General features: G+C 67.9%; 14 protein-coding genes and 1 other RNA gene. 9 read left to right on the forward strand and 6 right to left on the reverse strand.

The window, feature by feature from the left end; translation table 11 throughout:
• Nucleotides 1-49 precede the first annotated feature (49 nt).
• Nucleotides 50-146: signal recognition particle sRNA small type (gene ffs, locus RZE77_RS12800), an RNA gene on the reverse strand.
• Nucleotides 147-323: 177 nt separating this feature from the next.
• Between ffs and dnaX the strand changes: the two genes are divergently transcribed.
• The 7 genes from dnaX to RZE77_RS12835 all read left to right on the forward strand — a co-directional run bounded on the left by dnaX (nucleotide 324) and on the right by RZE77_RS12835 (nucleotide 6,660).
• A complete protein-coding gene (dnaX, locus tag RZE77_RS12805) occupies nucleotides 324-2,183 on the forward strand; it encodes a DNA polymerase III subunit gamma/tau (protein WP_319442154.1) in 1,860 nt (619 codons plus the stop codon).
• A gap of 97 nt (nucleotides 2,184-2,280) precedes the next feature.
• Nucleotides 2,281-2,613, forward strand: coding sequence for a YbaB/EbfC family nucleoid-associated protein (locus RZE77_RS12810; protein ID WP_012747441.1), 333 nt, complete (start codon nucleotides 2,281-2,283; stop codon nucleotides 2,611-2,613).
• A gap of 7 nt (nucleotides 2,614-2,620) precedes the next feature.
• Nucleotides 2,621-3,211 carry a recombination mediator RecR gene (recR, locus tag RZE77_RS12815; protein WP_025569363.1) on the forward strand — a complete coding sequence of 197 codons (591 nt, stop codon included), beginning with the start codon at nucleotides 2,621-2,623 and terminating at the stop codon, nucleotides 3,209-3,211.
• A gap of 50 nt (nucleotides 3,212-3,261) precedes the next feature.
• Nucleotides 3,262-3,654 carry an MAPEG family protein gene (locus RZE77_RS12820; RefSeq protein WP_319442155.1) on the forward strand — a complete coding sequence of 131 codons (393 nt, stop codon included), beginning with the start codon at nucleotides 3,262-3,264 and terminating at the stop codon, nucleotides 3,652-3,654.
• 170 nt (nucleotides 3,655-3,824) lie between these two features.
• Nucleotides 3,825-4,859 carry an ABC transporter substrate-binding protein gene (locus RZE77_RS12825; protein WP_319432238.1) on the forward strand — a complete coding sequence of 345 codons (1,035 nt, stop codon included), beginning with the start codon at nucleotides 3,825-3,827 and terminating at the stop codon, nucleotides 4,857-4,859.
• Between the two features lie 74 nt (nucleotides 4,860-4,933).
• A complete protein-coding gene (locus tag RZE77_RS12830) occupies nucleotides 4,934-5,830 on the forward strand; it encodes an ABC transporter ATP-binding protein (protein WP_319442156.1) in 897 nt (298 codons plus the stop codon).
• Nucleotides 5,827-6,660: an ABC transporter permease gene (locus RZE77_RS12835; protein ID WP_405547516.1), complete on the forward strand. Its 834-nt coding sequence runs from the start codon at nucleotides 5,827-5,829 to the stop codon at nucleotides 6,658-6,660. The genes RZE77_RS12830 and RZE77_RS12835 overlap by 4 nt, the downstream gene beginning before the upstream one ends.
• Before the next feature lie 18 nt (nucleotides 6,661-6,678).
• Here the strand turns inward: RZE77_RS12835 and RZE77_RS12840 are convergent, their stop codons facing one another.
• Together RZE77_RS12840 and gloB are read right to left on the reverse strand one after the other, a co-directional pair.
• Nucleotides 6,679-8,289, reverse strand: coding sequence for a transglycosylase SLT domain-containing protein (locus RZE77_RS12840; RefSeq protein WP_319442157.1), 1,611 nt, complete (start codon nucleotides 8,287-8,289; stop codon nucleotides 6,679-6,681).
• Nucleotides 8,286-9,065 carry a hydroxyacylglutathione hydrolase gene (gene gloB / locus RZE77_RS12845; RefSeq protein WP_319442158.1) on the reverse strand — a complete coding sequence of 260 codons (780 nt, stop codon included), beginning with the start codon at nucleotides 9,063-9,065 and terminating at the stop codon, nucleotides 8,286-8,288. Before gloB ends, RZE77_RS12840 begins: the two co-directional genes overlap by 4 nt.
• Between gloB and RZE77_RS12850 the strand changes: the two genes are divergently transcribed.
• Both RZE77_RS12850 and rnhA read left to right on the forward strand, forming a co-directional pair.
• Complete coding sequence (locus RZE77_RS12850; protein ID WP_319442159.1) at nucleotides 9,064-9,840, forward strand: class I SAM-dependent methyltransferase; 777 nt, start codon at nucleotides 9,064-9,066, stop codon at nucleotides 9,838-9,840. The two genes, gloB and RZE77_RS12850, sit on opposite strands and share 2 nt — an antisense overlap.
• Nucleotides 9,841-9,875: 35 nt before the next feature.
• Entirely contained in the window at nucleotides 9,876-10,325 is a 450-nt protein-coding gene (gene rnhA / locus RZE77_RS12855) for a ribonuclease HI (RefSeq protein WP_012747450.1), read from the forward strand.
• A gap of 31 nt (nucleotides 10,326-10,356) precedes the next feature.
• Here rnhA and moeA read toward each other — a convergent pair whose 3' ends face one another.
• The 3 genes from moeA to moaA are packed head-to-tail and all read right to left on the reverse strand — an operon-like array spanning nucleotide 10,357 to nucleotide 13,462.
• Entirely contained in the window at nucleotides 10,357-11,667 is a 1,311-nt protein-coding gene (moeA, locus tag RZE77_RS12860) for a molybdopterin molybdotransferase MoeA (RefSeq protein ID WP_319442160.1), read from the reverse strand.
• Nucleotides 11,664-12,314 (reverse strand): molybdenum cofactor guanylyltransferase MobA, encoded by a 651-nt coding sequence (gene mobA, locus RZE77_RS12865; RefSeq protein ID WP_319442161.1) that lies wholly within the window; start codon nucleotides 12,312-12,314, stop codon nucleotides 11,664-11,666. The genes moeA and mobA overlap by 4 nt, the downstream gene beginning before the upstream one ends.
• On the reverse strand, nucleotides 12,311-13,462 hold the full coding sequence (gene moaA, locus RZE77_RS12870) for a GTP 3',8-cyclase MoaA (protein WP_319442162.1): 1,152 nt from the start codon (nucleotides 13,460-13,462) through the stop codon (nucleotides 12,311-12,313). The genes mobA and moaA overlap by 4 nt, the downstream gene beginning before the upstream one ends.
• Between the last annotated feature and the right edge of the window lie 139 nt (nucleotides 13,463-13,601).

Raw genomic sequence — 13,601 nt, forward strand, 5'->3', positions numbered from 1 at the left:
TGCAAGCTGCGTTTCACTTTGGATTTTCGTGAAACGAGCGGCTGAAGAGGTTGACGAGCCTTACCCCTGGCACTGACTACGCAGTTAGGGCTGCTTGGTTCCCCACCTGACCCGGTTGGCCACTTCACCATGCAGGGAGGCCCGTCAAAGGCTATTGTAACCCCCCAGGCTGCGCGCACTTCGTGTCGCTTCGCCCACCCCCTGCTGGGGGCGATACCGGCGGCCCGGCGGAGCCGGTTCCGCGGTATCCCACGAAAAAACCGGCCTTTTTTTGATTGCGGGGTGAAGGCGAGGCCGGTGCGGCGCCTTTTAGAATGCCCGCAATGTCTTATCTCGTGCTCGCTCGCAAGTTCCGTCCTAAAACCTTCGGTGAGATGGTTGGCCAGGGGCACGTGGTGCAGGCGCTCGAGAACGCGTTGACCACGCAGCGCCTGCATCACGCCTATCTTTTCACCGGAACGCGGGGCGTGGGCAAGACCACCGTCTCGCGCATCCTGGCCAAGTCGCTCAATTGCCAGGGGCCGGACGGGCAGGGCGGCATCACGGCCACGCCTTGCGGGGTGTGCCAGGCCTGCAAGGACATCGATTCGGGCCGTTTCGTCGACTACACCGAACTCGACGCGGCATCGAACCGCGGCGTGGACGAGGTGCAGTCGCTGCTCGAGCAGGCGGTCTACAAGCCGGTGCAGGGACGCTTCAAGGTCTTCATGATCGACGAAGTGCACATGCTCACCAACACCGCGTTCAACGCGATGCTGAAGACGCTCGAGGAGCCGCCGGAATACCTCAAGTTCGTGCTCGCGACCACCGATCCGCAGAAGGTGCCGGTCACGGTGCTGTCGCGCTGCCTGCAGTTCAACCTGCGGCCGATGGCGCCCGAGACGGTGCTGGAGCACCTCACGGGCGTGCTGCAGGCCGAACAGGTGCCGGCCGAGCCGCAGGCGCTGCGCCTGCTGGCGCGCGCCGCACGCGGCTCGATGCGCGATGCGCTGTCGCTCACCGACCAGGCCATTGCCTTCGGCAACGGCGAGCTGCTCGAAAACGGCGTGCGCCAGATGCTCGGCAGCGTGGACCGCGGCCATGTGTTCAAGCTGATCGAGGCGCTTGCGCAGGGCGATGGCCGGACGGTGGTCGACACCTCCGAGGCACTGCGGCGCGACGGCATGTCCGCCGCGTCCACGCTGGAAGAAATGACCGCGGTGCTGCAGGCCATGGCCGTGCTGCAGGCGGTGCCCTCGCGGGCGGAATCGGCCGATTCGGCCACCGACCCCGACGCGGCCGACACGGCACGCCTCGCGTCGCTGATGCCGGCCGACGAAACCCAGTTGCTCTACAGCCTGTGCCTGCACGGGCGCGGCGAACTGGGGCTGGCGCCTGACGAGTACGCGGCGCTGACCATGGTGCTGCTGCGGCTCCTGGCTTTCAAGCCTTCCAACGCGGCCGCTTCTTCGGCCTCCGCGGAAAAAAAAACTCTGAATGAAGCCGCCCGGGCGGTTTCGGTCCCTGCGTCCGTAGCGCCGGCTCAACAAGCCACGGCGGCGATCGCCGCGCCGCCAACGGCGATTTCCGTGGCTGCGCCGGTACCGCGGTCCAACCCGGCGCCGGCCGGCCAGCGCCTGGCCGTGGTCAGCGAGCCCGTACGGCCAAACGGGCCCCGGCCTTCCGCCGAGCCCGAGCCCTCGCCGGCTGCAGAGGCGCCGCGGGTGCTTGCCGTTCCCATGCGCGTGCAGCCGCCGCCGAGCCAGCGGGACGTGCCGCGCCCCGACGAGCAGCGCGGACCGGCGCCGCCGATTCCGCCGAGCGAGGACGGCGACTTCTGGCACGCCACAGTCACGCAGATGATCGCGGCCGAGAGCATCAACGCCCTGGCGCGCGAACTCGCGCTGCAGTCGCAGCTGGTGGCGCGCGACGTCGACCAGTGGATACTTCGCGTCGAGCGCGAGCTGCTCAACCAGCCTTCGGCCCGCGACAAGCTCACCGATGCGCTGGCCGCGCTTGGCCACGGCGTGAAGCTCGCCATTGAAATCGGCGGCGTGGTCGACAGCCCCGCGCGCCGCAACAAGCAGGCGGCCGACGAGCGCCAGCGCGTGGCCGAGGAGGCCATCCGCAGCGATCCCGAAGTGCAGATGCTGATGCGCGAATTCGATGCGAAGATCGTGCCCGGAACACTCAAGCCCGCCTGACGGAACACCACTGAAAAACCGTGCCGGCTCCTGCGGCATTCGGCATCGGCCGCCATCTCTCTTATCCTTCCCCCATTCCAACCAATCAGGACCAACGATGTTCAACAAAGGACAACTGGCCGGCCTCATGAAGCAGGCGCAGGCAATGCAGGACAACCTCAAGAAGGCCCAGGAAGAACTGGCCACCATCGAGGTCGAAGGCGAGTCGGGCGCGGGCCTCGTCAAGGTCGTGATGACCTGCAAGCACGACGTCAAGCGCATCACCATCGACCCGAGCCTCCTGGCCGACGACAAGGACATGCTCGAAGACCTCGTGGCCGCCGCCTTCAATGCCGCGGTGCGCAAGGCCGAGGAAACCAGCGAGCAGAAGATGGGCAAGCTCACCGCGGGCATGCCGGGCCTCCCGCCCGGCATGAAGCTGCCGTTCTGAGCCATTGATGGCCGACGCCAGTTCGCTCGACGCCCTGGTCGATGCGCTGCGCCGCCTGCCGGGTGTCGGCGTCAAGTCGGCCTCGCGCATGGCTTTCCACTTGCTGCAGCATGACCGCGAGGGCGCGCAACTGCTTGCGCGCGCCTTGCAGCAGGCGGCCGGCAACGTGCGGCATTGCGAGCGCTGCAACACTTTCACCGAAGCGCCGGTCTGCAACGTGTGCCTGGACACGCGCCGCGACGCAGGCAAGCTCTGCGTGGTCGAGACGCCGGCCGACCAGGCCGCGCTCGAGCGCACCGGTGCCTTCCGCGGCTACTACTTCGTGCTGATGGGCAAGCTCAGTCCGCTCGACGGCATCGGGCCCAAGGACATCGGCCTGCAGAAGCTCTTCGACCGCGCGCTGGACGGCACCGTGAGCGAGGTCATCCTGGCCACCAACTTCACGGCCGAGGGCGAAGCCACCGCGCACGTGATCGGCGAAGCGCTCCGGCAGCGCGGCCTGAACGTGACGCGCCTCGCGCGCGGCGTGCCCGCGGGCAGCGAACTCGAATACGTGGATCTCGGCACCATCGCGCATGCCCTGGTGGACCGCCGATAGCGCGCAGCGGCCGCTGCAGCCGCTGCGCTGAACGGAGACAAGCAACCCCCATGACCTTTTCCTTGCTCACCGTCGCCTACTGGTGCGTGTTCATCGCCTGCGGCCTGCCGTATCTCGCGGCATGGATCGCCAAGGCCGGCAGCTTCGGTCCACGCGACAACGTGCAGCCGCGCGACTGGGCCGCAAAGCAAAGCGGCTGGCGCGCGCGTGCCAACAGCGCGCAGGCCAACAGCTTCGAAGGCCTTCCGTTCTTCATCGGCGCGGTGATCATTGCGCACCAGCTCGGCGCCAATCAGGCGCGGCTCGACATGCTGGCAGCGGCCTATGTCGTATTGCGTGCGATCTATATCGCGGTCTACATCAAGGGCATCGGCTCCGTGCGCAGCGCGGTCTGGGCGCTCGGTTTCGTGGTCAATATCGCGATCCTTTTTATCGCGCGCTAAGAGCGAAAAAAGCCTCTGCGCCAGCGCGCAGCAGGCCGTTCGGCACAGGCCTCGTGGAGGCCTTCATGCTTACGTGGAAACCCGCACGGGATGACCCCGATGCAGGCAACGGGGGCGCACCCCTAAGCTCGATTCAGTCCACCAGAATCAAGCGCCCGCAGGATTGCTCCATGCTCCACCGCAGAACCCTCATGACAGTGTCCGCAGTCGCTGCGGCAACCATTGCGTTGCCGCGGGTCTTTGCGCAGGCCAAGCTCGAGAAGACGAAGATTTCCATCGCGGTGGGCGGCAAGGCGGCGTTCTACTATTTGCCGCTCACCATCTCCGAACAGCTCGGCTACTTCAAGGCCGAAGGCCTCGACGTCGAGATCTCCGACTTCGCAGGCGGCGCACGCGCGCTGCAGGCCGTGGTGGGCGGATCGGCGGACGTGTGCTCCGGCGCGTACGAGCACACCATCAACCTGCAGGCCAAGAACCAGTTCTTCCAGGCCTTCGTGCTGCAGGGCCGCGCGCCGCAGATCGCGGTGGGCGTGTCGACCAAGAACATGGCGGGCTACACCGGCATTCCGGATCTCAAGGGCAAGAAGATCGGCGTCTCGGCGCCGGGCTCCTCGACCAACATGGTGGCCAACCTGGTGCTGTCGCGCGGCGGCCTCAAGGCCAGCGACGTGAGCTACATCGGCGTGGGCGTGGCGGCCGGCGCGCTCACGGCGCTGCGCTCGGGCCAGATCGACGCCATCAGCAACACCGACCCCGTCATGACCATGCTCGAGCAGAAGGGCGACGTGAAGATCATCAGCGACACGCGCACGCTCAAGGGCACGCAGCAGGTGTTCGGTGGACCGATGCCCGCGGCCTGCCTCTACGCGCCGGTCGACTTCATCCAGAAGAATCCCAACACCTGCCAGGCGCTGGCCAATGCCATCGTCCACGGCCTCAAGTGGCTGCAGACCGCCGGGCCCGGCGACATCATCAAGACGGTGCCCGAAACCTACCTGCTCGGCGACCGCGCGCTGTACCTCGCATCCTTCGACAAGGTGCGCGAATCGATCGCCACCGACGGCCTCGTGCCGGCCGACGGTCCCAAGACGGCGCTCACCGCGATCTCGAGCTTCGACACGGCAGTGAAGCCCGACAAGATCGATCTCATGAAGACCTACACCAACGATTTTGCTAGGCGCGCGAAAGACAGGTTCAAAGCCTGACTCCGAACGTCCCCGCGACCCGGCCTCGGCCGGGTTTTTTCTTGTGGCGGCCAATGCCAGAATTCCTGCCAGACATGTCCGACTACGCACTCGAGCTTCTCTCCATCAGCTGCACCTTCCATTCGAAGGACGATCCGGGCCAGCGCTACACCGCGGTGGCCGACACCACGCTGCGCGTGAGAGCAGGGGAGTTCGTCTCGGTGGTGGGCCCCACGGGTTGCGGCAAGTCGACCTTGCTGAACGTGGGCGCCGGCTTGCTCGAGCCTTCGTCGGGCACCATCAAGGTCTTCGGCCAGACGCTGGCGGGCGTGAACGCGCGCGCCGGCTACATGTTCCAGACCGAGGCGCTGATGCCGTGGCGCAGCGCCATCGACAACGTGATGGTGGGGCTGCAGTACCGCGGCGTGTCCGACGCCGATGCACGCGAACAGGCCGAGGCCTGGCTTTCTCGCGTGGGCCTCTCGGGCTTTGGCGACCGCTATCCGCACCAGCTCTCGGGCGGCATGCGCAAGCGCGTGGCGCTGGCGCAGACGCTGGTGCTCGACCCCGACATCATCCTCATGGACGAGCCCTTCAGCGCGCTCGACATCCAGACGCGCCAGCTGATGGAAAACGAGGTGCTCGAACTCTGGAGCGCGCCGAGCGGAGGCCGCCGGGCCGCCCCAAGGCCGGAGCTCACCCCCTCGGGGGGTGGGCGCGCAGCGCCCGGGGGCTCACAAGGTCGGAAGGCCGTGCTCTTCATCACGCACGACCTCGACGAAGCCATTGCGATGAGCGACCGCGTGGTGGTGCTGTCGGCCGGCCCGGCCACGCATCCGATCGGCGAGTTCGCCATCGATCTCGCGCGCCCGCGCGACGTGGCCGAGGTGCGCACTCAGCCGCGCTTCGTCGAGCTGCATACGCAGATCTGGGAGGTGCTGCGCGACGAAGTGCTCAAGGGCTATGCGCAGCAGCTGAGGAAGGCCGCATGATGCCGCGCCTGAACGAACGCAATGCACGCTTCTGGCAGCTGGTGCTGCTGGGGGTGCTGCTGGTGGGCTGGCACCTGGCGTCGCGCAACCAGCAGATCGCCTTTTTCCTTGGCGAGCCGATCCAGGTGGCGGGGCGCATCTGGAGCTGGTTCCTGCCGTTCGAGGTGCCGCCGAACCTGCTGTTTCCTGAGGGCCTGAAGGGCAATGCCGACATCTACCGGCACCTGGGCACCACGCTGCTCGAAACGGTGCTGGCCTTCGGCATCGGCACCGTGCTCGGCCTGGCCTGCGGACTCTGGCTGGCGCTGGCACCCACCGCGAGCCTGATCCTCGATCCCTACATCAAGGCCGCCAACTCGATGCCGCGCGTGATCCTCGCGCCCATCTTCGCGCTCTGGTTTGGCCTCGGCATCTGGAGCAAGGTGGCGCTGGCCGTCACGCTGGTGTTCTTCATCGTGTTCTTCAACGTCTACCAGGGCGTGCGCGAGGTGAGCCCGGTGGTGCTGGCCAACGCGAAGATGCTCGGCGCCAACCAGCGGCAGCTGCTTCGCACGGTCTACCTGCCGAGCGCGACGAGCTGGGTGTTCTCGAGCCTGCACACCTCGGTGGGCCTGGCCTTCGTCGGCGCGGTGGTCGGCGAGTACCTGGGTTCGGCGCGCGGTGTGGGCTACCTGATCCTCCAGGCCGAAGGCACCTTCGACGTGAACACCGTCTTTGCCGGCATCGTGGTGCTGACGGCCTTCGCGCTCTTGCTCGACGGCCTGGTCGGCCTGATCGAGAAGCGGCTGATGAAGTGGCAGCCGCGCAGCGGGGAGACCGAAAAACTCTAGCGCTGCGGTGCGCCCGCTTCAGCGCTTTTTCTTCTTCGACGGCGTGCCGCCGCGCTTCTCGCGCACGACCTGCTTGCCTGCCGGCGACTTCACCACGTTGCTGCCGCGTGCGGCAACCGCCTTCACCGGGCTGCCGCCGCGCTTGGTGGCAACGGCGGCGCGGCCGCGCGCCCGTGCCGCGCCCGACCCGACGCGCGCCTCGGGCGCAGCGCGAACCGGCAGGTACACCACCACGCTGTAGCCGCGCTTGAACGAATGGTTGAGCTTGACGTCGTTCCACTCGGCCACGCTGTCGGGCTTGAGCTTGTAGCGGCGCGCGATGCTGGCCACGCTGTCGTTGCGTCCCGCCTTGACGGTGGTGCGGCGATTGACGATTTCGGGCTGGAAGCTCAGGTGGCCGCTGTCGGCCACCAGCGCGGTCACGTCTTCCTTGACGCGGGCGCCGCGCGGCACGATGAGCGTCGAGCCGGCCTTGATGAGCATGCGCGGCGGGATGCTGTTGAGCGCGCGCAGGTCGGCCTCGCTCATGCCCGAGCGCTGGGCGGCGTCGGCCACCGTCATCGTGTTGGGAACCACCCATGCCGTCCAGCTGGCGTACTGGCCTTGCGAGTACGCATCGAAGTTGCGCTGGAACACGGCCGCGTTGTCCCAGGGCAAGAGGATCTGCGGCGTGCCGGCCGCCAGCAGCACCGGCTTGTGCGCGGCCGGGTTGAGGGCGCGGAAGTCCTCGAGCCGGATGTCGGCGAGCTTGGCCGCCAGTTCGACGTCGAGGTCGCGCGTGAGCGTCACGGTCTGGAAATACGGGTGGTTCGCGATCAGCGGCAGCTCGGTGTTGAACGCCTGCGGATTGGCCACGATGTTCTTCACCGCCTGCAGCTTGGGCACGTAGAACCGCGTTTCGGCCGGCATGGAAAGATCGCTGTAGGTGGTGGGCAGGCCCAGGCGCTGGTTCTTGGCGATGGCGCGGCTCACGCTGCCTTCGCCCCAGTTGTAGGCGGCCAGCGCGAGCTGCCAGTCGCCGAACATGCCGTAGAGCTTTTGCAGGTAGTCGAGTGCGGCGCGCGTCGAGGCCACCACGTCGCGCCTGTCGTCGCGGAAGATGTTCTGCTTCAGGTCGAAGTCGGTGCCGGTGGCGGGCATGAACTGCCACATGCCCGCGGCGCGCGCGCTGGAAATGGCCTGCGGGTTGAATGCGCTCTCGATGTACGGCAGCAGCGCGAGTTCGGTCGGCATGTTGCGCCGCTCGAGTTCCTCGACGATGTGGAAGATGTACTTGTTCGAGCGCTCGGTCATGCGCTGGATGTAGTCGGGCCGGGTGGCATACCACTGCTCGCGGTCGCGCACCAGGTCGCTCTCGAGGTTCGGCATCTTGAAGCCGCGGCGGATGCGGTCCCACATGTCGGCGGGCGGCGCCAGCGTGACGACGCTCTGCGAATGGGCTTCGCTGCTGGTGATGGGGGTGAGCGGCCCGCCCGGGTAGACCGGCGCCGCGCTGCCGGAGGCCTTGGAGCCGGTGCCGCCGGCGGTGGGTTGCGCGGATGTGGTGGAGGAGGAAGACGAGCTGGTAGTGCCCGCGCAGCCCGCGAGCAACAGTGAGCCTGCAAGGCAGACAGCAGCGATAAGTTTCATCGGAAGTCGTTTTTCCATTGGCGCAGCGCAGCGAACACGTCGGCTTCGGCCGCATCGGCGGAAAGCTCGGCGTGCTCGCGCACCGCTCTAAGGACAGTGGCTTCGCGGCTGCGAAGAAAAGGGTTGATCCGGCGTTCGGTGGCCAGTTGCGAGGGCAGCGTGGGCTGCCCCTGCGCGCGCAGGCTTTCGCAGTGCGCGCTGTACTGAGTCAGATCGGCATTGCCGGGTTCCACCGCGCGGGCGAAACGCAGGTTAGCAAGTGTGTATTCGTGTGCGCAGCACACGCGGGTGTCACCCGGCAGCGCGGCGAGCGCATCGAGCGAAGCCAGCATTTGCGCCGGCGTGCCTTCGAACAGCCGGCCGCAGCCGCCGGAGAACAGCGTGTCGCCGCAAAAAAGAAGCGGCGCCCGGCCTGCGCTTGCGGGCAGGAAGTAGGCGATGTGGCCGGCCGTATGGCCCGGCACGTCGATGACCTCGAAGCGCAGCCCGAGCACCTCGGCGCTGTCGCCATGCGACAGCGGCTGGAAGGGCTCCGGAATGCGTTCGCGCGCGGGGCCGAAGACCGGCGCGCCGGTGGCCGCATGGAGCGCGGCCACGCCGCCGGTGTGATCGGGGTGATGGTGCGTGACTAGAATCGCGGCGAGCTGCAGCTTGTCGCGCGCCAAGGCGTCGAACACCGGTTGGGCGTCGCCCGGGTCCACAACGATCGCGTTGGATCCGTCCTGCAGCATCCAGATGTAGTTGTCAGCGAAGGCGGGCAGCGGAACAAGGGTCATGAGCGGTCAAATTATAGGTTTGCAGGATTGGTTCGCGACCCCCCCCGGCCGCTACCTGCTCGCGTGGGAGCAGGCCCAGTTCGACGAGGCCGTGGCGGATATTTTCGGCTACCACGCGCTGCAGCTCGGCGCCGCCGGAGTCGATGGCCTGCGCACCAACCGCATGCCGCATCGATGGCTGGCACTGCCCGAACCCGGCCAGCCGTCCGGCAGGGCTGCGCTGTTCACCGATTTTGCGGCGCTGCCGTTTGCCGCCAACAGCCTCGACTTGGTAGTGCTGCCGCATGCGCTCGAGCTGAGCCAGGACCCCCATGCGGCCTTGCGCGAAGTGGAGCGGGTGCTGGTGCCCGAGGGCCGCGTGGTGATCTGCGGGCTCAATCCGGCCAGCCTCTGGGGCATGCGGCAGCGCCGCGCGCACCTGTACCGCAAGCTCGGCTTCGGCGATCTCTTTTTGCCCGAGGGCGGCGAGTTCATCGGCTACTGGCGCATGCGCGACTGGCTGCGGCTCCTGAGCTTCGAGGTGGAATCGGGACGCTTCGGCGTCTACCGGCCCGCGGTGCGCAGCGAGGCGTGGCTCGAGCGCTGCCGCTGGATGGACGCCGCCGGCGAGCGCTGGTGGCCCATCTTCGGTGCGGTGTACTTCCTGGTGGCCGTCAAGCGGGTGCGCGGCATGCGCCTGCTGAGCGCCGATTGGCGCCGCGCGGCGGCGCGCGCCACGGCGCCGGTACCCATTGCAGGCAAGATGCACAAGGCCAAGGCCGACCGCGCCGATTGAATATCGAATATTGAAAGAAGAAGGAAAAGAGCGTTTTGAACGAAGTCGTGATCTACACCGATGGTGCGTGCAAAGGCAATCCCGGCCCCGGCGGCTGGGGCGCGTGGCTCAAGTCGGGCGCCACCGAAAAGGAACTGTTCGGCGGCGAACTCAACACCACCAACAACCGGATGGAGCTCACCGCCGTGATCGAGGGCCTGGCCGCGCTCAAGCGGCCCTGCAAGGTCATTCTCTACCTGGACAGCCAGTACGTGCGCATGGGCATCACCGAATGGATCCGCGGCTGGAAGGCCAAGGGCTGGCGCACCTCGACCAAGCAGCCGGTCAAGAACGTCGAGCTCTGGCAGAAACTCGACAAGCTGGTGGCCGAAGGGGGCCACGTGATCGAATGGCGCTGGGTCAAGGGCCATTCGGGCGACGTCGGCAACGAGCGCGCCGACATGCTTGCCAACAAGGGCGTGGACAAGGCGCTGGGCCGGATCTGAGCCGCTGCTGAGTGCGCGGCCCGTGGCGGGGCTATGCCTCCAGCATCATCACGTCGACTTCGTCGCCCGCGGCCACATTGCCCTGGTCGTGGTGCAGCACCACGAGCCCGTTGGCCTCGACCATCGAACTCAGCACGCCGGAGCCCTGGTTGCCGGCAATGCGAACCTCGGGCAGCGCACCGGCCACAGCGCGCACGAAGCCGCGCTGGTATTCGGTGCGGCCGGGCTTCTTGCGGATGGCGCTCGCTGCGCGCGCGCGCAGCAGGGGCGGCGGCGCGGCGGCAATCTCGTGGCAGCCCATCATGCGCAGCAGGGCGGGCCGCACGAAGGCAAGAAAGGTGACCATGACGGCCACCGGATTGCCGGGCAGCCCGAAGAGCACCGCCGAGCCTGGCGCGGCCTGCTGGCTGCGCGGAACGAGCCCGACCGCCATCGGCCGGCCGGGGCGCATCGCCACGCGCCAGAAAGCCATGTCGCCAAGCTGCTGCATCACGGCGCGCGTATGGTCGGCGGCGCCGACGCTCACGCCGCCGCTGGTGATGATGGCGTCGGCCTGGCCCGCGGCCTGCTGCAGCGTGGCGCCAAGCGTGGCCGGGTCGTCGCGCACCAGGCCCAGGTCGATCACTTCGCAGCCCAGCCGCGTGAGCAGGCCGAACACCGTGTAGCGGTTGCTGTCGTACACCGCGCCTTCGCGCGGCGGCTCGCCCAGGCTCAGGATCTCATCGCCGGTCGAGAAATAGGCCACGCGCAGCCGCCGCAGCGCGGGCACCGAAGGCAGCCCCAGGCTGGCGACCATGCCCAGCGCGGCGGGCGACAGGCGCTCGCCGCGCCGCAGGGCCGGCTGTCCCTGCATGAGGTCTTCGCCCGCGAAGCGGCGGTTGTCGCCGCGCCGAAGCACCTTGGCGGGAAAGCGCACGCGGTCGCCGTCGACCTTGCAGAATTCCTGCGGGATCACGGTGTCGAGCCCTTCGGGCATGACCGCGCCCGTCATGATGCGAACCGCGTCGCCGGCAGCCAGCGCGCCGCGCCAGGCCGTGCCCGCCAAGGCGGTACCCACCACGCGCAGCTCGATGGAGGCGTCCGTGGGCGAATCGTCCCGCAGGATCGCGCCGTCGAAGGCAAAGCCGTCCATCGCGGAGTTGTCGTGGGGCGGCACGCTGACCGGCGAAATGATGTCTTCGGCCAGCACGCGGCCGAGCGCTTCGCGCAGCGCGACGTCTTCGCGCTCGGACACCACGGCGGGCCCCACGAGCTGCGCCAGGAAAGCCTGGACGCCCTGGACGCTCAGCGCCTGGGGGTCATAGCCGGCAAGGGCGGCGGCAATGTCGGCGATGCGGCTCATCGGTTTTCCAGCGCGTGCAGTTCGGCCAGCGTGTTGGCATTGAAAAAGGCGTCGGGCGCATCGCCGGGCCGGTCGAAGGGCACGAGCACCGTGCGGTGCTGCGCGGTCCAGGCGTCGATCTTGCGGCCGCCGGACTGGGTGAAGTTCACCAGGCTTTCGAGCAGCGTGGTGTGCAGCAGGCAGAACACCGGCTGCGGCCGCAGCACCGGCGCCGCGCCGGGTTCGGCGGCGGCCTCGGGCGCGCTGACCATGGCAATTTCCGCGTCGTTGGCCACCAGGGCCTCGGCCAGCCGGCTCGCCAGGTCGAGCGGAAACAGCGGCGTGTCGCAGGGCACGGTGAGCAGGTAGGGCGTTTCGCAGCGTTCGAGGCCGGTCAGGAAGCCCGCGAGCGGGCCGGCATAGTCGGCCAGGCTGTCGGGCCACACCGGAACGCCGAAGGATTCATAAGCTGCCAGGTTGCGGTTGGCATTGATCATGACCTCGCCCACCTGCATGCCCAGGCGCAGCACGGCGTGCATGGCGAGCGGCGAGCCGTTGAAGTTCTGCAGGCCCTTGTCGATGCCGCCCATGCGCGAACCGCGGCCGCCGGCCAGCAGCAGGCCGGTGATCTCGCCGGGGGAAATGGAATCTTGTGTTTTTGGGGTCATCCGCCGATATAGCTCATTTCGACGCGGCGCGGCGCGGGGTCGTTGGCATCGTGCTCGCCGCCGTCGGGGCCGCGGAGCGCGCGCAGTTCGGAATAGCGGTCGGCGCGGCCCTGCCAGATGTGGCCGATGGCGGAGCCGATGTCCTCGTCGGTGGCGGTGCCGCGCAGCAGGGGGCGCAGGTCGTGGCCCGCGCTCGCGAAGAGGCACAGGTAGAGCTTGCCCTCGGTGGAGAGGCGCGCGCGGCTGCAGTCGTGGCAGAAGGCCTGGGTCACGCTGCTGATCACGCCGATTTCTCCCCCGCCGTCGGCGTAGGCCCATCGCTGGGCGGTTTCGCCCGGCGCGCTGGGCTCGAGCGGCGCCAGCGGGAACTCGGCGCCGATGCGCGCAATGACCTCGGCCGAGGGCAGCACCTCGTCCATGCGCCAGCCGTTGGTGGCGCCCACGTCCATGTATTCGATGAAGCGCAGCACCACCTTGCCGCCGTGGTGGTCGCGGAAGTAGCGCGCCATCGGCAGGATTTCCTGCTCGTTGGTGCCGCGCTTGACCACCATGTTCACCTTCAGCGGGCCGAGGCCCGCGGCCAGCGCCGCCTCGATGCCGGCGAGCACGTCGGCCACCGGAAAATCGACGTCGTTCATGTGGCGGAACACCGCATCGTCCAGGCTGTCGAGGCTCACGGTCACGCGCTGCAGGCCGGCGGCGGCCAGTGCGGCTGCCTTGCGCTGCAGCAGCGAGCCGTTGGTGGTGAGCGTGAGCGCGAGCGGTTCGCCGCCCGGGGTGCGGATTTCAGACAGTTGCCCGATCAGCGCCTCGATGTTCTTGCGCAGCAGCGGCTCGCCGCCGGTGAGGCGGATCTTGCGCACGCCATGGGCCGCGAACAGGCGGGCCAGGCGGGTCATTTCCTCGAAGCTCAGCAGCGCGCTGTGCGGCAGGTACTGGTAGTCCTTGTCGAACACATCCTTCGGCATGCAATAGCTGCAGCGGAAGTTGCAGCGGTCGGTCACGCTGATGCGCAGGTCGGTCAGCGGCCGGCCCAGCCGGTCGAGCAGCCGCCCGGTGGCGGGCACGGCAACGTCCGGGACCGCCACGGCGGGGCGCGCGCGGCCGATCTCGGAGAGCGGAATGACGGTGGTGCTTTTGCGGTTCATGGGGCAACGGGCAATTTACTCCATCGGGCATGGGCAAATCCGAAAAGGGCTACTTCGAAAGGCAACTCGTTGGCTGGACGGCGTTGTTGAGAATTACTATCATTCGCTCGCCCGAGTACGCAGCACTCGAATGGACGCA

Origin of the sequence: Variovorax sp. SPNA7, assembly GCF_033807855.1 — a bacterium.
In the GTDB taxonomy this organism is placed as follows: Bacteria; Pseudomonadota; Gammaproteobacteria; order Burkholderiales; family Burkholderiaceae_C; genus Variovorax; species Variovorax beijingensis.